At 71.5% G+C, this 19,299-nt stretch carries 18 protein-coding genes; 9 read left to right on the top strand and 9 right to left on the bottom strand.

Features of this window, described 5'->3' with window-relative positions; all coding sequences use genetic code 11:
- The first annotated feature begins 101 nt into the window (after positions 1 to 101).
- Positions 102 to 1,304 (top strand): L,D-transpeptidase family protein, encoded by a 1,203-nt coding sequence (locus tag AC0IY0_RS14910; RefSeq protein WP_147908313.1) that lies wholly within the window; start codon positions 102 to 104, stop codon positions 1,302 to 1,304.
- Positions 1,305 to 1,509: 205 nt separating this feature from the next.
- Entirely contained in the window at positions 1,510 to 2,451 is a 942-nt protein-coding gene (locus tag AC0IY0_RS14905; protein WP_147908312.1) for an MBL fold metallo-hydrolase, read from the top strand.
- Between the two features lie 9 nt (positions 2,452 to 2,460).
- On the opposite strand, the gene AC0IY0_RS14900 is transcribed toward AC0IY0_RS14905, so the two are convergent.
- Entirely contained in the window at positions 2,461 to 2,655 is a 195-nt protein-coding gene (locus tag AC0IY0_RS14900; RefSeq protein ID WP_147856793.1) for a hypothetical protein, read from the bottom strand.
- 244 nt (positions 2,656 to 2,899) lie between these two features.
- On the opposite strand from AC0IY0_RS14900, the gene AC0IY0_RS14895 reads away from it, so the two are divergent.
- Both AC0IY0_RS14895 and AC0IY0_RS14890 read left to right on the top strand, forming a co-directional pair.
- Entirely contained in the window at positions 2,900 to 4,087 is a 1,188-nt protein-coding gene (locus AC0IY0_RS14895) for a complex I NDUFA9 subunit family protein (RefSeq protein ID WP_147908349.1), read from the top strand.
- Positions 4,088 to 4,296: 209 nt separating this feature from the next.
- The gene (locus AC0IY0_RS14890) at positions 4,297 to 5,256 is read left to right on the top strand and encodes an NAD-dependent epimerase/dehydratase family protein (protein ID WP_471764290.1); all 960 of its coding nucleotides are present in this window, start codon (positions 4,297 to 4,299) and stop codon (positions 5,254 to 5,256) included.
- 7 nt (positions 5,257 to 5,263) lie between these two features.
- Here the strand turns inward: AC0IY0_RS14890 and AC0IY0_RS14885 are convergent, their stop codons facing one another.
- Genes AC0IY0_RS14885 through AC0IY0_RS14870 form a run of 4 tightly spaced genes read right to left on the bottom strand, consistent with a single transcriptional unit; the run spans position 5,264 to position 9,061 of the window.
- Positions 5,264 to 6,466: a CaiB/BaiF CoA transferase family protein gene (locus AC0IY0_RS14885; RefSeq protein WP_419829711.1), complete on the bottom strand. Its 1,203-nt coding sequence runs from the start codon at positions 6,464 to 6,466 to the stop codon at positions 5,264 to 5,266.
- Between the two features lie 11 nt (positions 6,467 to 6,477).
- Positions 6,478 to 7,314, bottom strand: a complete 837-nt coding sequence (locus AC0IY0_RS14880; RefSeq protein WP_471764288.1) for an IclR family transcriptional regulator — start codon at positions 7,312 to 7,314, stop codon at positions 6,478 to 6,480.
- Positions 7,311 to 8,048 carry an enoyl-CoA hydratase-related protein gene (locus tag AC0IY0_RS14875; protein ID WP_471764287.1) on the bottom strand — a complete coding sequence of 246 codons (738 nt, stop codon included), beginning with the start codon at positions 8,046 to 8,048 and terminating at the stop codon, positions 7,311 to 7,313. The genes AC0IY0_RS14880 and AC0IY0_RS14875 overlap by 4 nt, the downstream gene beginning before the upstream one ends.
- Complete coding sequence (locus tag AC0IY0_RS14870) at positions 8,045 to 9,061, bottom strand: NAD(P)H-dependent flavin oxidoreductase (RefSeq protein ID WP_471764286.1); 1,017 nt, start codon at positions 9,059 to 9,061, stop codon at positions 8,045 to 8,047. The genes AC0IY0_RS14875 and AC0IY0_RS14870 overlap by 4 nt, the downstream gene beginning before the upstream one ends.
- A gap of 278 nt (positions 9,062 to 9,339) precedes the next feature.
- Here AC0IY0_RS14870 and AC0IY0_RS14865 point away from each other — a divergent pair, with 278 nt between their 5' ends.
- The 4 genes from AC0IY0_RS14865 (at position 9,340) to AC0IY0_RS14850 (ending at position 15,436) form a co-directional block, all read left to right on the top strand.
- Positions 9,340 to 11,439 (top strand): 3-hydroxyacyl-CoA dehydrogenase NAD-binding domain-containing protein, encoded by a 2,100-nt coding sequence (locus AC0IY0_RS14865; RefSeq protein WP_471764284.1) that lies wholly within the window; start codon positions 9,340 to 9,342, stop codon positions 11,437 to 11,439.
- A 250-nt stretch (positions 11,440 to 11,689) separates the two neighbouring features.
- On the top strand, positions 11,690 to 12,874 hold the full coding sequence (locus tag AC0IY0_RS14860; protein ID WP_147938977.1) for an acetyl-CoA C-acyltransferase: 1,185 nt from the start codon (positions 11,690 to 11,692) through the stop codon (positions 12,872 to 12,874).
- A 2-nt stretch (positions 12,875 to 12,876) separates the two neighbouring features.
- Complete coding sequence (locus tag AC0IY0_RS14855) at positions 12,877 to 14,073, top strand: acyl-CoA dehydrogenase family protein (protein WP_471764282.1); 1,197 nt, start codon at positions 12,877 to 12,879, stop codon at positions 14,071 to 14,073.
- 208 nt (positions 14,074 to 14,281) lie between these two features.
- Complete coding sequence (locus AC0IY0_RS14850; RefSeq protein ID WP_147939394.1) at positions 14,282 to 15,436, top strand: acyl-CoA dehydrogenase family protein; 1,155 nt, start codon at positions 14,282 to 14,284, stop codon at positions 15,434 to 15,436.
- A gap of 273 nt (positions 15,437 to 15,709) precedes the next feature.
- On the opposite strand, the gene AC0IY0_RS14845 is transcribed toward AC0IY0_RS14850, so the two are convergent.
- From AC0IY0_RS14845 to AC0IY0_RS14830, 4 genes are all read right to left on the bottom strand, one after another.
- A complete protein-coding gene (locus tag AC0IY0_RS14845; protein WP_147910976.1) occupies positions 15,710 to 16,582 on the bottom strand; it encodes a tetratricopeptide repeat protein in 873 nt (290 codons plus the stop codon).
- A gap of 280 nt (positions 16,583 to 16,862) precedes the next feature.
- Entirely contained in the window at positions 16,863 to 17,972 is a 1,110-nt protein-coding gene (locus AC0IY0_RS14840; protein WP_147908885.1) for a 5-(carboxyamino)imidazole ribonucleotide synthase, read from the bottom strand.
- Entirely contained in the window at positions 17,969 to 18,466 is a 498-nt protein-coding gene (purE, locus tag AC0IY0_RS14835; RefSeq protein WP_147908884.1) for a 5-(carboxyamino)imidazole ribonucleotide mutase, read from the bottom strand. Before purE ends, AC0IY0_RS14840 begins: the two co-directional genes overlap by 4 nt.
- A gap of 170 nt (positions 18,467 to 18,636) precedes the next feature.
- The gene (locus AC0IY0_RS14830; protein WP_147908890.1) at positions 18,637 to 18,858 is read right to left on the bottom strand and encodes a YdcH family protein; all 222 of its coding nucleotides are present in this window, start codon (positions 18,856 to 18,858) and stop codon (positions 18,637 to 18,639) included.
- Positions 18,859 to 19,028: 170 nt separating this feature from the next.
- Between AC0IY0_RS14830 and AC0IY0_RS14825 the strand changes: the two genes are divergently transcribed.
- Entirely contained in the window at positions 19,029 to 19,211 is a 183-nt protein-coding gene (locus AC0IY0_RS14825; protein WP_058190671.1) for a YdcH family protein, read from the top strand.
- The last annotated feature ends 88 nt before the right edge of the window (positions 19,212 to 19,299 follow it).

Genomic DNA, 19,299 nt, shown 5'->3' with positions numbered 1-19,299 from the left:
GTCACGGGCGCGACGGCCTCACGACGGCCGCAATGCCCGGTCAGCCTCCGCGGACCGTGCACGGCCGTGTTCCCCTCCGGCCGATGCGGCGCGGACGGTTCATGCCCCTCCCGATACCGAGATCCCTCGCCGCCGGCCTCGTGCTGCTGACCGTCTGCGGTTCCGTCGCGGCGCAGGCTGGGAAGGCCGACGCGCCGATCCCGGCCGCGACGCTCGCCCTGATGGCGCAGAAGGGCACCAGTGCCGCCGCCCCGGTGCTGTTCCGGGCCTACAAGAAGGAATCCGAGATCGAGGTCTGGAAGAAGGGCCCGGCCGGGTACGTCCACATCAAGACCTTCCCGATCTGCCGCTGGTCCGGCCAGCTCGGCCCCAAGCGCAAGAGCGGCGACCGGCAGACCCCGGAGGGGTTCTATTCGGTGCCCCGGCGCCAGATGAACCCGAACTCGCACTATTACCTGTCCTTCGATGTCGGCTACCCCAACGCCTACGATCGCGCCCATGGCGGCACCGGCTCGGCCGTGATGGTGCACGGCATCTGCTCGTCGATGGGCTGCTTCGCCATGACCGACGGCACGGTCGGGGAGATCTACGCCATCGCCCGCGAGGCCCTGAACGGCGGGCAGGCGGCGTTCCAGTTCCAGTCCTACCCGTTCCGGATGAGTGCCGAGAACATGGCCCGCCACCGCACCGACCCGAACATCGGGTTCTGGCGCGAGCTCAAGGCCGGCTCGGACCGGTTCGAGGCGAGCAAGGAGGAGCTGCAGGTCTCGGTCGTCGCCGGCCGCTACGCCTTCGCGCCGTCCCGGGACCCCGCGCGGGAAGCCGCCGTCGCGACCCACCGTGCCATCGAGGAGGCCCGGATGGCGGCGCTCGCCGAATCCGGCGAGCCGGCCGTGCGCACCACCTATTCCGACGGTGGCCAGCACGCCTTCTGGGCGGCCTACACCGCCCGGGGCGGCGCGGTCGGCGACGTCAGCCGCCCCGAGGCGCTGGCCTTCGCCGGCCAGGAGGTGGTGGTCGTGCCGGGTCACCGGGCGCCGCGGCCGGTGCCGGAGGCGGTTTGGGCCGCCTGGGCCGCCCCCGATTCCGCCCTCGCGTTGCGGCGAATGGCGGGCTTCGTCCCGGTCTACGACCGGGCCCCGGACCCGTTCGGGGCGCTGGCTGGCCGGCTCCCGGCGCGCTACGGCGACGGCCTGCCCGCGATGCTGGCGGCGGGCCTGGGTTGGGCCCCGGGCGCGGTCGGCGGGCCGCTGATTCCCGGCAGCGCCAACGCCGGGCTTGTCGCATCCGCCGCGCGATTCTAAGGGAGCCGCAGCGCCGGGGCGCGGCCCATCCGTGTGCGCGGACGCACATCACGACGGCCTGCGACCCCCCAATTCATTGTAAGGCAGGGGATGAGCGGTACTCCTGTCCCGTCGGCCTGCCGTAATCAGCGCTACCTTCCCGGAACGGCGACGGGGTTTCGATCGTAACGGATCGGGACCGACTGTCCGCAGATTCGTGATCGCCATGTCCAAGTGTTCCGAGCCGACTATCCGTGCGGCCGACGAGGGCCTCGTCCTCCGATTCTGGGGCGTCCGTGGCTCGACTCCGGTCAGCGGTCCGCAATACGCCGAATTCGGCGGCAACACGCCGTGCCTCGAGGTGCGCTGCGGGGAGCGGATGTTCGTGGTCGATGCCGGCTCCGGCATCTACAACCTCGGTCAGGGCCACCGCACCGATCTCCCCCGGGAAGTCGACCTCCTGTTCAGCCACCTGCACCTCGACCACACGGCGGGCCTCCCGTTCTTCAAGCCGGCAGTCCTCGACTGCGACCGGGTGATCAACACCTATTGCGGCAATCTCGGCGGCGAATCGGCCGGCCCGACGCTCGATCGTCTGTTCGCGCCGCCGCTGTTCCCGGTTACGCTCGACAGGCTGTGCTGCACGTTCAACCATCACGGCTTCGAGGCCGGGCAGTCCCTGACGTTCCCGGATGGCGCCCGGGTCGACACGATCCTGCTGAACCACCCGCAGGGCTCGGTGGGCTATCGCTTCGAGCATGGCGGCCAGCGCCTGTGCCTGATCAGCGACATCGAGCACAGCGACCCCTGGCCGGATCCCGAGCTGGCGCGGTTCGTCGAAGGCGCCGACCTGATGGTCTACGACGGCATGTTCACCGACGGCGAGTATCCGACCTGCCGCGGCTGGGGCCACTCCACCTGGCAGAAGGGCGTCGAGCTGGCCCGGACGGCCGGGGTCAAGGCGCTGGCGATCATCCACCTGCATCCGGCCCATTCGGATACGGCGCTGCGCGACATGGAGGCGGACCTCAAGGCGGAGATGCCCACCGCCTTCATCGCCCGCGAGAGCCAGAGCATCACGGTCGGCGCACCGCGTTCGGTGAGCCGGGGCGCCGACGGCCGGCCGGCGGTGGCGCGGGAGATCCGCCGCCGGATCAAGGTCGCCTGATCCCGTTGGTCAGACCGAGCGCCGGCCCCGCGTCCGGCTGAACCGGCGATAGGCGAACAGGACGAACAGCGCGACGCCGATGGTCAGGATGCTCCAGCCGTAATTGGTGACGAGCTGCGCATCGATCGGGTGGCCGATCAGGCCCAGCGCGACGAGCAGTCCGAAGACGGCGATCACCGCCGAGACGAGCATCCCTAGAATCATCGTGGTCCCCGGCGCGTCCCGGCCGGCGCACGGCCCGGCGAAGTCGTCCGTGGAAATGCGCGGGCGCGGTGCCCGTTCCCGGTCGCATCCGGCGCCAGGACACGGTAATCGCGCCGCGACGCGCATGGGCGGCTCCCAAGGCGCCGAACTTAGGCTAAGTAGGCCCGCATGACGGCGCCCCGGGGCGCGCGAGGAGCCCGAGACCACGGCGATGACCGGCCCACAGAACACGCCTCAGGACAGCATGCCCGCATCCACCGCAGCAACGGGCCCCCTGCGCCCGCAATCCCAGCTCGTGACGATCTTCGGCGGCTCCGGCTTCCTGGGCCGGCACGTGGTGCGGGCGCTCGCCAAACGCGGCTACCGGATCCGCGTCGCGGTGCGCCGGCCGGACCTGGCGCTGTTCCTGCAGCCGCTGGGCAAGGTCAACCAGATCGTGGCCGTCCAGGCCAACCTGCGCTACCCCGAATCGGTGGCCCGCGCGGCCGAGCGCTCAGACGTGGTGATCAACCTCGTCGGCATCCTGCAGGAGACCGGCTCGCAGAGCTTCGCACGCCTGCAGGTCGAAGGCGCGGCCGAGATCGCCCGCGCCGCAGCCCGGCAGGGCGCCCGGATGATCCACGTCTCGGCGATCGGGGCGGATCCGGCCTCGCCGTCACACTACGCCCGCACCAAGGCGGAGGGCGAGGCCCGGATCTTCGCCACCTGTCCGGACGCGGTGGTGTTCCGGCCCTCGCTGGTCTTCGGGCCGGGCGACAGCTTCTTCAACCGCTTCGCCGGGCTGGCTCGGGCGCTGCCGGTCCTGCCGCTGGCGGGCGGCCAGTCGCGCTTCCAGCCGGTCTTCGTGGGCGACGTCGCCGAGGCGATCGCCCGGGCCGTCGATGGCGCGGTGCCGGGCGGCAAGGTCTACGAGCTCGGCGGCCCCGAAGTCGCGACGCTCGAGCACCTCGTCCGCTACATGCTGAAGACGATCCAGCGGAAGCGCGCGGTGGTGGACCTGCCGCTGCCGGTGGCCAAGCTCCAGGCCCGGTTCCTGGAGGTCGCCGACACCCTGACCTTCGGCCTGCTGCCCGACAGCCTGAAGCTCACCCGCGACCAGGTGATCCTGCTCCAGAACGACAACGTCGTGTCCGAGGCCGCCAAGGCCGAGGGCCGGACCATCGAGGCGCTCGGCATCAGCCCGACCGCGGCCGAGGCGGTGGTTCCGGGTTATCTCTGGCCGTTCCGTAAGGCCGGCCAGTTCGCCACCGATCGCGACGAGGAACACCTCGCCGAGGTGCCCGACATGGTGGCCTCGACGCCCATGGCGGCCGGCTCCCAGCACAGGCCGCAGACCGCGTCCGGGCCGGCGATCGGCGCCGACGCGGGCAGTTCCCCCGGCAGCGCCCAGAGCCGCATGGGCACCCGCTGGGGCACCCGGACGATGAACTGACGAGCCAGGGTTTCGAAAGGTCTTCGACCCCTTATGGGTGCGGGGCGGAGCCCTGCACCCTGCCGAAGGGTCTCGTACCTTTCGGGATCCCATTTCCTTGCCGGTGCGCGGGTTTATATCGCTGCCTTCTCGTTGAGGGAGACAACGCCTGATCTCGTCCGGGACTGCACGATGATGATGACCCCGTGGAACGGATCGGCAGGCCTGGCGTGAGACGCATCCTCGTCACCGGCGCGGCGGGCTTCGTCGGCGGCCATGTGCTGCCGCTCCTGACCGGATCGGGCGCCCGGGTGGTCGGCATCGGCCGCGGGGAAGCGCCGATCCTGCCGGAGGGCGTCACCTACGCGCGCATCGACCTCCTGGACGAGGCGGCCCTCGGCGCCTTCGTGGCGCGCTTCCGGCCGACCGAGATCCTCCACTTGGCCGGCCTCGCCTCGGTGGGCCAGTCCGCCACCGGGCCGGGGCAGACCTGGCGGGTGAACGTCAACGGCCTGATGAACCTCGTGGCGGCCGTCGAGGCGGTGCCGGGCTGCACGTTGTTCTTCGTCAGCTCGGGCGAGGTCTATGGCGGTGCCTTCCTGGCCGGCCACGCGCTGTCCGAGGCGGCCGAACCCCTGCCGCGCAACACCTACGCCCGGTCGAAATGGGTCGGCGAGCAGCTGCTGCGCGACCTGCTGCCCCGGATCGGCGTGAAGCTCGTGGTGCTGCGGCCGTTCAACCATATCGGCCCGGGCCAGGACGAGCGCTTCGTCGTGGCCTCCTTCGCCGGGCAGATCGCCCGGATCGAGGCCGGCCTTGCGGCACCGCTCCTCGAGGTCGGCAACCTGTCCTCGTACCGCGATTTCCTCGACGTCGCCGACGTCGCGGGCGCCTATGCCGACCTGATCGGCCGGTCCGAAGCCCTGGCGGACGGGAGCGTGTTCAACATCAGTTCCGGCGTCCCCCGGACGATCGCCAGCGTCCTCGACGGCCTGCGCGCCCGCGCCCGGGTGCCGTTCGAGATCCGGATCGCCCCCGAGCGGGTGCGCCCGAACGAGATCCCGCTGGCGGCGGGCGATTCCACCCGCCTGCACGACGCCACCGGCTGGCAGCCGCGGGTCGCCTGGGACGACGCCCTGACCCGGGTGCTGGACGATGCCCGCGCCCGGCTGGGCGACGTCGAGGGCTGAAGGCGCGCTACCGGACCACGCCCTTCGCCACCAGCGCGTCCCGCGCCTGCGCCGACACATCCAGCCGCTCGGCCAGGATCTCGGCGCTCGAATCCCCGAGGCCCGGCGGCATGCGGCGCACCGGCAGCCGGCGCCCGTCGAGCCGGTAGGGCGGGGCGATGACGTGGGCGTTGTCGGCGCCCTCGACCACCAGACCGGCCTCCCGGGCGCGCGGACAGGTCAGCGCCTCGCGCAGGCCCATCACCTCGCCGCAGGGGATGCCGGCCGCGCGCAGGCGCGCGATCAGCGGCGCGCGCTCCCACTTGGCGAGTTCGGCATCCAGGATCGGGATGAAGGCGGCGCGGTTCTTCGAGCGGTCGAGGTTGGTTGCAAAGCGCGGGTCGGCGCACAGGTCCGGCCGCTCCAGCACCTGCTCGCAGAACCGGCGGTACTGGGCGTTGTTGCCGACCGTGATCACCACCGGCCCGTCTCCCGCCTCGAACACCCCGTAGGGCACGATCGACGGATGGGCGTTGCCGTAGCGCGGCGGATCGATGCCCCGGGCCAGCGCCTCCAGGCCGTAATAGGAGGTCAGCGCCACGCCGCAATCGAACAGGGCGAGGTCGATCGCCTTGCCGCGCCCGGTGCGCTCGCGCTGGAACAGGGCCGCCAGCACGGCCTGGGCCGCGTATTGCCCGGTGAACAGGTCCACCGCCGCGACCCCGAACTTCAGGGGCGGCCCGCCCGCCTCGCCGTTCAGCGCCATCACGCCGGATTCGCCCTGCACCACGAGGTCGTAGCCGGGCCGTCCGGCCTCCGAGCCGTCGGAGCTGTAGCCGGCGATCGAGCAGTAGATCAGCCCGGAATTCTCGGCCGACAGCGCCGCGTAGCCGAGGCCGAGCTTCTCGGCCCCGCCGGTCTTGAAGTTCTGGACCAGCACGTCGCTCTCGCGGGCCAGCGCCTTGACGATCGCCAGCCCGTCGGGCGTCGCGAGATCGACGCCGATCGAGCGCTTGTTGCGGTTCACGCTGTCGAAATACGAGGTGTTGCCGGGGCTGGTCGCCACGCCCCAGTCCCGCGTGTCGTCGCCGCGCTCCGGGTGCTCGACCTTGATCACGTCGGCGCCGAGATCGCCGAGCACCTGCGCGCACCACGGCCCCGCCAGGACCCGGGACAGGTCGAGGACGCGGATCCCGGCGAGCGGGAGATCGTGGGATGGATCGGTTTCCATGGAACGGGTCCTCATGCTCCCATCACGCCGTCGAGGCCGCGCACCGCCGCGACGAGCTTCGGCCGCACCACGTCCATCAGGAACCTGGCGTCGGTGATGATCGTCGGGGCGCCGCAATTGACCGACATGGCCGGCAGGCCGCCGCCGGGATGAAACCCAACCGCGATGGCGCAGACGGTCTCCTGCCACTCGCCGAACGAGGTGCAGCAGCCGAGCTCGCGATGCTCGGCCACCGCCAGGTCGAGGCCGGCCCGCAGGGAGGGCCAGGCCACCGGGTCCAGGGCCTTCAGGTCCTCGTAGATGCTCTCGCGCTCGCGCTCCGGGCAGACCGCCACGTAGGCTCGACCCATGGCGCTGCGCGCGAGCGAGATCCGCGAGCCGGTGTCGAGGTTCAGCGAGATCGCGGCCGGACCGCGCTGGCAATCGACGTAGCGCATGCTCAACCGGTCGCGCACTCCGAGCCCCACCGAGGCGTTGGCGGCCTCGGCGACCGCCCGCAGCACCGGTCGGGCGATGCCGCGCACGTCGAGCCCGCCGAGGGCCGCCGAACTCAGCGCGATGGTCGCATGGCCCAGTCGGTAGCGGCCGGTCTCGGCGGTGTGGTGCAGGTAGCCGAGCTTGGTCAGCGTGTAGGTGAGGCGCGACACGGTCGAGCGCGGCAGGCCGCAGGCCGCCGCGAGGTCGTGGTTGGCCAAGCTGGTCCGGCCCGGCCCGAAGCAGGCGAGCACCGCGAGGCCACGGCCGAGCGACGTGACGAAGTGGCGATCCTCCTTGGCGCCACGCTCGTTGGCGCCGTCGCCCGGCGTCGCCTCGGGATCACCCAGCAGGGCCTCACCCACGGCGTTCATCGGCGCAGGAACGCCGCGAAGGCCGCCTGCGCGTCCGGGCCGCGGCGGAGCCCGTGAAACACCTGCGCCTCCTCGGCGAGCGTGCGGGCGACCACGTCATCGTGGCCCCGGCGCAGGGCGCGCTTGGTCGCGGCGATCGAGACCGGGGGCAGGGCGGCCAGGGCACGGACTCGGGCGAGGGCGGTGTCCAGGGCGGCGCCCTGCGGGACGGCGGCGTTGATCAGGCCGGCCGTCGCCGCCTCCGCGGCGCCGAAGGGCTCGCCGAGCATCAGCAGCTCGGCCGCCCGCTTGGTGCCGGCGATGAGCGGGAGGAGGTAGCTCGAACCGCCTTCCGGGCTCAGCCCAAGCGCCGTGAACGGCAGGCGGAAGCGGGCGCCGTCCCCGGCATAGGCGAGATCGCAATGCAGCAGCAGCGTCGTGCCGATGCCGACCGCGTGCCCCTCCACCGCCGCGACGACGGGCTTCGGGCAGCCGCGCAGGGCCTTCAGGAAGGTCAGGCCCGGGCTGTCGCCGTCGGTCTCGACATCCTGGAAGTCCCTGAGGTCGTTGCCGGCCGTGAAGCAGCCGCCCGCCCCGGTGAGCACCACGGCGCGCACAGTTTCGTCGGCGCCGGCCGCGGCGAAGGCGGCGGCGAGGCCCGCATAGGTCGCCCGGTCGAGGGCGTTGCGGCGCTCCGGCCGGTCGATGGTGACCAGCCGGATCCCGGGCTCGGAATCGGCGACGCGGAGGCTCACGGGACGGCCTCACCGGCATAGGCCGCGGCGACGCCCCCGAGCCCGGCCCGGGCGGCGGCGTATTCCCGAACGAGCCGGGCCACCAGGTCGGCGGTGGCCGGCGCGTCCGCGATGGTGCCGACCCCCTGGCCGGCGCCCCAGACGTCCCGCCAGGCCTTCACGCCGGCGCTGCCGAAATCCATCGCGGTCTTGTCGCGCACCGGCAAGGCCTCGGGATCGAGCCCGGCGGCGCGGATGCTCGGCGTCAGGTAATTGCCCGGCACGCCCGTGAAGTAGGGGGTGTACAGGACGTCGGCGGCGGCACTGCCGGCGATCATGTCCTTGTAGCCGGACGCGGCGTTCGCCTCCCGGGTGGCGATGAACCGGGTGCCCATGTAGGCGAGGTCGGCGCCCATGGCCTGGGCGGCCAGGATCGCCGAGCCGGTGGTGATCGCCCCCGACAGGATCAGCGGCCCGTCGTAGAAGCGCCGGATCTCGCCGACGAGGGCGAAGGGGCTCAGCGTGCCGGCATGGCCCCCCGCGCCGGCGCAGACGAGGATCAGCCCGTCGACCCCGGCTTCCAGGGCCTTCTCGGCATGGCGGACCGTGGTGACGTCGTGGAACACCACGCCGCCATAGCCGTGGACCGGGCGGATCACCGCGTCCGGCGCCCGCAGCGACGTGATGATGATCGGCACCCGGTGCCGGATGCAGGCCTCGACGTCGTGCGCCAGCCGGTCGTTCGACGCGTGGACGATCTGGTTGACCGCGAAGGGCGCGATCTTGCGGGCGGGATCCTTCGCGCGCGCTTCAGCCAGGGTCCGGGTGATCGTCGAAAGCCATTCGTCGAGGAGTGCGGCGGGCCGGGCGTTGAGCGCCGGGAACGCGCCGACCACCCCGGCCAGGCATTGCGCGATCACGAGTTCCGGCCCCGACACGATGAACATCGGGGCGCAGATCACCGGGAGGGCGAGGCGACCGCGCAGGATCTCGGGCAGGCGGCTAGCCGGCCCCTGTTCGAATCCGTTGCTCATCGAAGGCTGCCGGGCTGTTGGCCGATACCGCGCACGGCGATCCTCCCTGATCGATCCGGGCGGCCCTTCCCATGGAACCCGGCTGGGCGGGCCAGGGTCGGAATCGTGCCCGGGGCGGGTCTGAATGGCATGGCGTCCGGCACCGGTCAAACCGTTCAGCTGGGCGGCGTCTGCAATGCGGAACGCCACGACGCGGGTCACGGGCGATGCCCGCGCATCCTTGACGAGTCGGGGATCGCAGATCAACATCCCGGCCAATTGCAAACGATCATTCTGCAATGCAGAACAGGGAGCGCCACGCTTTGGTTCGTTACGAGGTCGATGGCGGCGTGGCCGTGCTCACGCTGGCGAACCCGCCGGTCAACGCGCTCGGCGCCGGGCTGCGGGCTGCCCTCGATGCCGCCCTGGCCCGGGCGGAGGCGGACGATTCGGTGCGCGCCATCGTGCTGGCGGCCGAGGGCAAGGTGTTCGTCGGCGGGGCCGACATCTCGGAATTCGGCAAGCCGCCTCAGGCCCCGAGCCTGCCCGACGTGCTGGAGCGGCTCGATGCCGGCCGGAAGCCGGTGGTGGCGGCGATCGGCGGCGCGGCGCTCGGCGGCGGACTGGAACTGGCGATGGCCTGCCACGGCCGGATCGCGGCGCCGGCGGCCAAGCTCGGCCTGCCGGAGATCAAGCTCGGGATCATCCCCGGAGCCGGCGGCACCCAGCGCCTGCCGCGCCTGATCGGGCCGGACGCCGCCTTCACGATGATGCTCACCGGCTCGCCAATCTCGGCCGATGCGGCCGCCGAGCGGGGCATCGTCGATGCCGTCGTGCTGGGTGACCTCGTCCCGGCGGCCCGCACCCGGGCCCTGGAACTGGCCGATTCCGGCGCCCTGCCGCGGGTGCGCGACCGGGCGGACAGGCTGACGCCGGAGGCCCGGCAGAGTTTCGAGGCGCTGGCCGAGGAGGCCGTGAAGCGCGATCCGCAGGCGACCAACGTCCGCGCCCTGGTCCGGGCCGTGCGCGCCGGCCTTGACCCGACCGCGTTCGACGCGGCGGTCGCCGTCGAGCGGGACGAGTTCCGCACGCTGGTGGAGGATCCGCGCTCCAAGGCCCTGCGCTACGCCTTCTTCGCCGAGCGCGAGGCGGGCCGGGTCCCGGGCCTGTCGAAGGAGACGCCCCGTCGCGCCATCGAGACGGCCGCGGTGATCGGCGCCGGCACCATGGGCGGCGGGATCAGTATGTGCTTCGCCAATGCCGGCATCCCGGTCACCGTGATCGAGACCGAGGCCGGCGCCCTGGAGCGCGGCCTCGACCGGGTGAAGGCCCTCTATGCGGGCTCGGCCAAGCGCGGCTCGATCACCGAGGCCCAGCGCGATGCGCGGGTCGGCCGGATCACCGGGGCGATCGGCCTGGAGAACGCCGCAGAGGCCGATATCGTGATCGAGGCGGCCTTCGAGGACATGGGCGTCAAGCGCGAGATCTTTTCCAAACTCGACGGCATCGCCAAGCCGGGGGCGATCCTGGCGAGCAACACCTCCTATCTCGACGTCGACGCCATCGCGGCGGTGACCGGCCGGCCGCAGGACGTGCTGGGGCTGCACTTCTTCAGCCCGGCCAACGTCATGCGCCTCGTCGAGGTGGTCCGGGCCGGGAAGACCGCGCCCGACGTGCTCGCCACCGCGCTGGATCTGGCCAAGCGCCTCAACAAGCTCCCGGTGACGGTGGGCGTCTGCTTCGGCTTCGTCGGCAACCGCATCCTGGAGCGCCGCAGCCGGGCCGCCGAGCGCCTGCTGCTCGAAGGCGCGCTGCCGCATGAGGTCGACGCCGCCGTGACCGCCTTCGGCTTCCGGATGGGCCCCTTCGCCATGAGCGACCTCGCCGGCCTCGATATCGGCTGGCGCTCCCGCAAGGATTTCGGCGGCCGGGCCCCGGTCGCCGACGCACTGGCCGAGATGGGCCGGTTCGGCCAGAAGACCGGCCGCGGCTTCTTTGTGTATGCGGACGGCGCCAGGACCGGGACCCGCGATCCCGAGGTGGACGCGCTCATCGAGAAGACCGCCGCCGAGCACGGCGTCGCACGTCGCACGTTCAGCCCCGACGAGATTGTCGCTCGGCTCATGTACCCGATGGTCAATGAGGGCGCCCGGATCCTTGAGGAGGGGATCGCGGCCCGGCCCGGCGACATCGATACGATCTGGATCAACGGCTACAACTGGCCGGCCTGGCGCGGCGGCCCGATGCACTGGGCCGACACGGTCGGGCTCAGGACGGTCGCCGAGGCGCTGTCACGCTTTGCCCGGGAGGCCGGCGACGACAGCCAGGAGCCGGCGCCGCTGCTGCGCAAGCTGGCGGACGAAGGCGGCACCTTCGCCGCCTGGAAGGCGACGGCCTGATGGCCGGCCGGCTCGAACGGGCTTCGTCCCGGTTTCGAGAGGTCCGACGCCTCGGGGCGTTGCCCCGACATCCCACCGAAGGGCGTGACGCCCTTCGGGATCCCCAACCCGCCGGCATCAGGCGCTGTCGCTCCTGCAGCCCGCGCCGCGCCGCCTCTCCCGTGCGGGAGAGGGGACCCGCGCCGCATCCGGCCGATGCTGTGCCAGCATCCGACCTGCACATCCGTGCGGAACCGAAGAGGAATCCGGCATGACCGACGCGGTGATCGTCTCGACCGCCCGCACGCCGATCGGCAAGGCCCATCGCGGCGCGCTGAACCTCACCCGCGGCGCCGACCTCGCGGCCCACGCGATCCGGGGCGCCCTGGACCGGGCCCGGCTCGAGCCGGGAGCCGTCGAGGAGGTGGTGCTGGGCTGCGGCTATCCGGAGACCGCCACCGGCGGCAACGTCGCCCGCCACGCCGCCCTGGTGGCGGGGATCCCGGTGGAATCGGCCGGCGTCACGGTCTCGCGCTTCTGCGCCTCGGGCCTGGAGGCGATCGCCAGCGCCGCCCGCCGGATCATCCTCGATGGCGTTCCAGTGGCCGTGGCCGGCGGGGTCGAGTCGATCAGCCTGGTCCAGCCAAAGGTCCAGCGGGAGCTGACCCGCAACGCCTGGCTGGAGGCGCACCTGCCGGCGATCTACATGCCGATGATCGAGACCGCCGACATCGTGGCCGCGCGTTACGGCATCTCCCGGGAGGTGCAGGACGCCTTCGCGGCGGAGAGCCAGCGCCGCACCGCCGCCGCGCAGGAGCGGGGTCTGTTCGACGACGAGATCGTCCCGATGAGCGCCGTGATGGCGGTGACCGACAAGGCCACCGGCGAGACCCGGGAGGTCGAGACGCGGCTCACCAAGGACGAGGGCAACCGCCCCGACACGACGCCGGAGGGCCTCGCCAAGCTCAAGCCCGTGCGCGGGGAGGGCGCCTTCATCACGGCCGGCAACGCCAGCCAGCTCTCGGACGGGGCCGCCGCCAGCGTGCTGATGTCGGCCGAGGAGGCCGCCAGGCGCGGCCTCACGCCGCTCGGCACCTTCCGGGGCTTCGCCTCGGCCGGCTGCGGGCCGGACGAGATGGGCATCGGCCCGGTCTTCGCGGTGCCGCGCCTGCTGGAGCGGCAGGGGCTCACGGTCGCCGACATCGACCTGTGGGAGCTGAACGAGGCCTTCGCGTCCCAGTCGGTCTATTGCCGGGACACGCTCGGGATCGATCCGGACAAGGTCAACGTCAACGGCGGCGCCATCGCGGTCGGCCATCCGTTCGGCATGTCGGGGGCGCGGCTCGTGGGGCACGCCCTCCTGGAAGGCCGCCGCCGCGGGGCGCGCTACGCCGTGGTGACCATGTGCGTGGCCGGCGGCCAGGGCTGCGCCGGCCTGTTCGAGATCGGAGGCTGACGATGGATCTGCGCTTTACGCCGGACGAAATCGCGTTCCGCGACGAGGTCCGTAGCTTCTGCCGGGAGAAGATCCCGGCTGACATACGAAAGAAGGTCTCGGAGGGGCGCAGCCTCGCCAAGGAGGACATCGTCGCCAGCCAGCGGATCCTCAACGCCAAGGGCTGGGCGGTGCCGCACTGGCCGCAGGAATGGGGCGGCCGGGATTGGACCCCGATCCAGCGCTACATCTACACCGAGGAGCTGTTCCAGGCCGCGGTGCCGCTGCCGCAGCAGTTCAACTGCTACATGTTCGGCCCCGTGCTCGCGACCTTCGGCCGGCAGGACCAGAAGGCGCGCTTCCTGCCCCGCGCGGCCAATCTCGACGATTGGTGGTGCCAGGGCTTCTCCGAGCCCGGCGCCGGCTCGGACCTCGCCTCCCTGAAGACCAAGGCCGTGCGCGACGGCGACCACTACGTCGTGGACGGCCAGAAGACCTGGACGACGCTGGGCCAGCACGCCGACTGGATTTTTTGTCTCGTGCGCACCGACTTCGAGGCCAAGAAGCAGCGCGGCATCTCCTTCCTCCTGATCGACATGAAGACCCCCGGCATCACCGTGCGGCCGATCCTGACCCTCGAGGGCCGGCACGAGGTCAACGAGGTTTTTTTCGATTCCGTGCGCGTTCCCCTCGAGAACCTCGTCGGCGAGGAGAACCGAGGCTGGGATTACGCAAAATTCCTGCTCGCCAACGAGCGCACCGGCATCGCCCGGATCGGCCTCACCAAGGAACGCATTCAGCGGATCAAGCGCCTCGCCAAGGAGATGCCGGCAGGCTCCGGGACCATGTGGGACGACCGCGACTTCCGCGGCCGGGTCGCGGAGGTCGAGGTCGAGTTGAAGGCGCTGGAGATCACCCAGATGCGGGTGGCGGCCAAGCAGGGTCGCGCGGATTCGGTGGAGCCGGATCCGGCTTCCTCGCTCCTCAAGATCCGCGGCTCGCAGCTCCAGCAGGCGGCGACGGAGTTGCTGGTCGAGCTCGCCGGGCCGTTCGCGCTCGCGGCACCGGCCCGCGGGGCGGGAGCCAACAACCTGCCCGGCGGCTTCGACTGGGTCGATGCGGCGGCGCCGAGCTACTTCAACAACCGCAAGGTCTCGATCTACGGCGGCTCCAACGAGATTCAGCACAACGTCATCGCCAAGGGGATCTTGGGGTTGTGAGGGCAGGGGGGCCCGCAAGCCGCCCCCGCCGATCCCACCCGACCCCCTCATCCTAAGGTGCGGCGAAGCCGCCTCGAAGGAGAACTCCAGGGGTCGCGGGGCTGGCTGGAGGGCTCCTTCGAGGCCTCCGCTGCGCTCTGGCACTTCAGGATGAGGGTGTGGGTGGGATGAACGCGGCCCCCGTGACCTTCCGCAAGAGGACACCACCATGGATTTCGACCTGAACGAGGACCAGTCGCTCCTGCGCGACAGCGTCGAGCGGATGGCGGCGGACCTGTATCCGTCGCTGGAGAGCCGGCAGGCCCGGCTGAAGGCGCCCCTGGGCTTCCCCGAGGCGGGCTGGGCGGCGTTTACCGAACTCGGCGTCACCGGCCTGCCCTTCTCCGAGGATGAGGGCGGGCTGGCCGGCGGCCCGGTCGAAACCATGCTGGTCATGGAGGCGGTGGGGCGCAACCTCGTGGTCGAGCCGCTGTTCGCGAGCCTCGTGCTCGGCGCGACGGCGCTCCGGCTCGGCGGCAGCGCGGCGCAGAAGGAGAGGATCCTGCCCGACGTGATCGACGGCAGCCTGCGGCTTACCCTGGCCCACACCGAGCGCCAGTCACGCTACGACCTCCACGACGTGGCGACCACGGCCCGTCGCTCGGGCGAAAACTTCGTCCTGAGCGGGGCCAAGAGCGTGGTGCCCAACGCCGACGCGGCCGGGCTGATGGTGGTGTCGGCCCGGGTCTCCGGGGAGCGGCGCGACCCGCATGGGATCGGCCTGTTCCTGGTGCCGGCGGACGCCCCGGGGGTCGCGATCGAGGCCTACCCGACCCAGGATGGCGGCCGGGCCGCGGAGGTGTCGTTCTCGGACGTCGCGCTGCCGGCCGACGCTGCGCTCGGCGATCCCGAGGGCGGCCTGCCGCTGCTGGAGCGGGTGGCCGAGCACGGGATCGCGGCGCTCGCCGCCGAGGCGGTCGGATCGATGGACGCGCTCCACAAGCTCACGGTGGCGTATCTCAAGACCCGCACGCAGTTCGGGGTCAGCGTCGGCTCGTTCCAGGCCCTGCAGCACCGGGCCGTGGACATGCTGATCCAGCTCGAACAGGCGCGCTCGATGGCCCTCTACGCCGCCATGATGGTGGAGGCGGAGGATCCGGCCGCGCGCGCGGCGGCGCTGGCGGCCGTGAAGGTGCAGATCAACAAGGCCTGCCGGTTCGTCGGCCAGGAGGCGGTGCAGCTCCACGGCGGCATCGGCATGACGCTCGAGTATATCGGCGCCCACCACTTCAAGCGGCTCGCCATGATCGAGTACCAGCTCGGCGACACCGCCCACCACCTGCGCCGGATCACGCAAGGGGAGAACGGCCTGCTGGCGGCGTGAGAAACGGACGTACACCGTCATTCCGGGGCGCCGCAGGGGAGCCTGGAACCGAAGGGACCGCCCGCGGCGGCAATCGAGAGCCGCCGACAGTGCCGGGTCCTGCTCGAGTCGAGTTTCCGGGTTCCGGGTTCCGCTTCGCAGCCCCGGAATGACCGTGGAGCCAGAGAGGCTCATGCGCTCGAACGTTCCGGCGCGCGCCACGCCATACACGTACGCCCTCCGCTCATGCCGAGGGGAGGGCGCCGGCCTGTACCGTCTCGGTCGTCTGCGAGATCAGTTGAACAGCGAGCCCACGCCGCCCTGCACGCGGCCGAGGCCGGCGCGGGCGACGGCGTTGTTGGGTTCGATCACGGCGGCGCGCTGGTAATTCTCGAGCGCCTCCTTGCGCTGGCCCGACTTCTCGTAGGCGAGGCCGCGATAGGCCCAGGAGGTGGCGTCCTTGTTGTTGACGTTGAGCGCCGCGTTGTAGTCCTCGATCGCCTTCGGGTACTGGTTGGTGGCGATCAGGCTCTGGCCGCGGGCCGCGTACGGCGCGGACACGAACGGGTTGCGGTCGATCGCGGCGTCGAAGTCGGCGATCGCCTGGGTGTCCTGTCCCTGCTTCTGCCGGACCAGGCCGCGGGCATGGTAGGCCTCGGCCGATTCGGGCATCAGCCGGATCGCGACGTTGAGGTCGGACAGGGCCTGGTCGACGTTGCCCTGGGCGCGCTCGACGTTGGCGCGGCCGATATAGGCCGGCCCGTAATTCGGGTCGATGCTGATCGCCTTGCTGAAATCCTGCAGCGCGGCGGCGTCGCGGCCGACCTGGCGCTCGGCCAGCGCGCGGTTGTTGTAGGCCGAACCCGAATTCGGGTCGATCTGGATCGCCTTTGTGAAGTCGGCGATGGCGTCGTTGAACTGGCCGGCCCGGGCATAGGCGGCGCCGCGGGTGTTGTAGGCGGCGGCGTCGTTCGGGTTGCGCTGGATCACCTCGGTCAGCGACGCGATGTTGACGTTGGTGGCGCCGGTGGTGTCGGTCTCCACCACCGCGTATTGCCGCGGGCTGGCGGCACTGCCGACGGTTTCACAGCCCGCAAGGGCCGCGGCCGAGAGCGTGGCCGCGCCGATCAGCGCGATCTTGTGTGCCAGCCCGTTGCGTACGATCATCGCCCCACTCTCCCCGGGGCGCGGCCCGCCTTCGCGCGCGCACCCCGCCCCCGATTGTCCCGTCGCCCGGCCCGCGCCGCGCCCCTCGTCTCCGAGGCACCGTCGCGCATCGCGGTGAATGCCGGCTTAAAGGCGCGCGGTTCCGTGACCGCCCACGATGTGGTGGAAGCGGCGGGATGTGGCGAAGGTATGGCTCGACGGCGCGCAGGCGTCCGGGGGCGGCCTCCGGCACGCGTGCGGCCGGTCCGGTGTGTTCCCGAAGCCGCAGAACCGGGCTCGATCAGGGGATCGGAACGGATCCCAGCCGGGTGACGTGGCCCATCTTGCGGCCGGGCCGGGCCTCGCCCTTGCCGTAGAGGTGCAGGTGGGCGCCGGGCTCGGCCAGCAGGCCCGACCAATCGTCGGCCTGGGCGCCGATCAGGTTGCGCATCTCCACCGGCAACCCGCCGATCCGGGCCGAGTCGCCGAGCGGCCAGCCGCACACCGCGCGGACATGCTGGGCGAATTGCGAGGTCGTCGCCCCCTCGATGGTCCAGTGCCCGGAATTGTGGACCCGCGGCGCGATCTCGTTGACCACCAGCCGCTCGGCTCCGTCCTGGCGCACCAGGAACATCTCGACGGCGAGCACGCCGACATAATCCAGCGCATCGGCGATCCGCTTGGCGATGTCGAGGGCGGCGCGGGCGGTCTCGGGCGTCAGGCCGGGGGCCGGCACCCGGGTCAGCGCCAGGATGTGGTCGCGGTGCTCGTTCTCGCACAGGTCGAAGGCCGCGAAGCCGCCGTCACGGCCGCGGGCGGCGACCACCGAGACCTCGCGCTCGAACGGCACGAAGCCCTCCAGGATCAGCGGCGCGCCGCCGAACTCGGCGAACAGCGCGTTGCGGTCGCCCTCGGCGCGCTCGCGCAGGATGCGCTGGCCCTTGCCGTCGTAGCCGAACCGGCGGGTCTTGAGCACCGCCGGAAGGCCGAGCGCCGCGATCGCCCGGTCGAGGTCATCGGGCGTGTCGACCGCCTGGAACGGGGCGGTCGGAATTCCGAGCCGGTTGATGAATTCCTTTTCGCTGAGGCGATCCTGGGTGGTGGCCAAAGCTTCGGCGTTCGGGTGCAGGGGCGCGTGCCGGGCCAGGATGTCGGCGGTGGCGCGCGGGATGTTCTCGAACTCGTAGGTCACCGCGTCGACGCTGCGCGCGAAGGCGGCGAGCGCTTGCGGGTCGTCGTAGGCCGCGCAGGTCGTCCGGGCGCAGACGTCGAAGGCGGGGCTGTCCTGATCGGGCGCGTAGACGTGCACCTTCAGGCCGTAAGCGGCCGCCGCGAGCGCGATCATGCGCCCGAGCTGCCCGCCGCCGACGATGCCGAGGGTGGAGCCGGGCTTCAGGGGTGTGTCCGTCACGAATGCGTTTCCGTCACCGGCCGCTCGGCCACCGACGCGGTCTGGGCCGCGCGCCACGCCTCGAGCCGCTCCGCCAGGCCCGGATCGCCGAGCGCCAGCACCGCGGCCGCCAGCAGCGCCGCGTTGACCGCGCCCGCCCGGCCGATCGCCAGCGTCCCGACGGGAATGCCGGCCGGCATCTGGACGATCGACAGCAGGCTGTCCTGGCCGGACAGGGCCTTCGATTCCACAGGAACGCCGAAGACCGGCAGGCGGGTCATCGCGGCCGCCATGCCGGGCAGGTGCGCGGCCCCGCCGGCACCGGCGATCACGACCTTGAACCCGTCCGCCACCGCGCCCTTGGCGAAGGCCACGAGCCGGTCCGGGGTGCGGTGGGCCGACACGATCCGGGCGTCGTACGGCACCGCGAGCGCATCGAGCGTCTCGGCGGCGTGCCGCATGGTCGCCCAGTCGGACTGACTGCCCATGATGATCGCGACGGGAGGCGACGCCATCGTATGTCCCGGCAAAAGAGGCCGCTTACAGGCGAGGCGGCCCGGCGGCAAGGCGGCGGGCCAGTGCGTCCACCGGCATCGGTGGACCGTCCCGAAAGATGGTTTCCGGCTTCCGGGGCGACGCGCTGCGCTCGCTCACCCCGAACCGGCATCCACTTCGGCGGCGCGCTCTAAGCGATGATATCGGGGGTGAGGGCATCCTCGATATGGTAGATCCGGTCGCGCAGGGTCAGCTTGCGCTTCTTCAAGCGCTGGATCTGAAGCTGATCCCCGGCGACGCTGCGCTCCAGCGCCTCGATGGCGCCGTCGAGGCCCCGGTGCTCCTCGCGCAGCCGACTCAGCTCGGCCTCGAGGTCCGACTGCGCGCTCTCACCCGACTCGTCCGCCATCATCACCCGCGGGATCGAAGACCGTTCCAGATCGAAGAGCATGCGTTACGCCCCGCCGCGGGACAAGCCGGCCGTGCAAGCATTCGTGAGGCTTGGCCGGAGAAAAGGCTTCGACAGGTGCGGCATCCTGTGCCAGTCTCCATGTGTCGGAACAATGACAGGAGATTCGACTCATGTCGCTGCAGACGCATTTGAGCCAACTCGCCCGGAAGCACGAAGCCCTCGAGCGCGAGATTCACGAGGCGATCCACAGGCCTTCTGCGAACGACCTCCACATTGCCGAACTGAAGCGACGGAAACTTCTTCTCAAAGACGAGATCAAAAGGCTGCAAGCCGGCAACGATACGTTGCACTGAGCGACGCCTGACTGTCCCACGAACATACTTTCAAGATGAGAACCGCCGTATCGGTCCGCCCGGTGCGGCGGTTCTCTGCACGCGTGTT

It is taken from the genome of Methylobacterium sp. AC315 (assembly GCF_979253755.1).
Note: the sequence above shows the minus strand (reverse complement) of the source record. Positions and strands in the feature narration are given on the sequence as shown.

Coding starts and splice junctions, on each gene's coding strand:
- AC0IY0_RS14910 (WP_147908313.1), top strand. CDS start 102: ATGCCCCTCCCGATACCGAGATCCCTCGCCGCCGGCCTCGTGCTGCTG.
- AC0IY0_RS14905 (WP_147908312.1), top strand. CDS start 1,510: ATGTCCAAGTGTTCCGAGCCGACTATCCGTGCGGCCGACGAGGGCCTC.
- AC0IY0_RS14900 (WP_147856793.1), bottom strand. CDS start 2,655: ATGATTCTAGGGATGCTCGTCTCGGCGGTGATCGCCGTCTTCGGACTG.
- AC0IY0_RS14895 (WP_147908349.1), top strand. CDS start 2,900: ATGCCCGCATCCACCGCAGCAACGGGCCCCCTGCGCCCGCAATCCCAG.
- AC0IY0_RS14885 (WP_419829711.1), bottom strand. CDS start 6,466: ATGGAAACCGATCCATCCCACGATCTCCCGCTCGCCGGGATCCGCGTC.
- AC0IY0_RS14880 (WP_471764288.1), bottom strand. CDS start 7,314: ATGAACGCCGTGGGTGAGGCCCTGCTGGGTGATCCCGAGGCGACGCCG.
- AC0IY0_RS14870 (WP_471764286.1), bottom strand. CDS start 9,061: ATGAGCAACGGATTCGAACAGGGGCCGGCTAGCCGCCTGCCCGAGATC.
- AC0IY0_RS14865 (WP_471764284.1), top strand. CDS start 9,340: ATGCAGAACAGGGAGCGCCACGCTTTGGTTCGTTACGAGGTCGATGGC.
- AC0IY0_RS14860 (WP_147938977.1), top strand. CDS start 11,690: ATGACCGACGCGGTGATCGTCTCGACCGCCCGCACGCCGATCGGCAAG.
- AC0IY0_RS14855 (WP_471764282.1), top strand. CDS start 12,877: ATGGATCTGCGCTTTACGCCGGACGAAATCGCGTTCCGCGACGAGGTC.
- AC0IY0_RS14850 (WP_147939394.1), top strand. CDS start 14,282: ATGGATTTCGACCTGAACGAGGACCAGTCGCTCCTGCGCGACAGCGTC.
- AC0IY0_RS14845 (WP_147910976.1), bottom strand. CDS start 16,582: ATGATCGTACGCAACGGGCTGGCACACAAGATCGCGCTGATCGGCGCG.
- purE (WP_147908884.1), bottom strand. CDS start 18,466: ATGGCGTCGCCTCCCGTCGCGATCATCATGGGCAGTCAGTCCGACTGG.
- AC0IY0_RS14830 (WP_147908890.1), bottom strand. CDS start 18,858: ATGATGGCGGACGAGTCGGGTGAGAGCGCGCAGTCGGACCTCGAGGCC.
- AC0IY0_RS14825 (WP_058190671.1), top strand. CDS start 19,029: ATGTCGCTGCAGACGCATTTGAGCCAACTCGCCCGGAAGCACGAAGCC.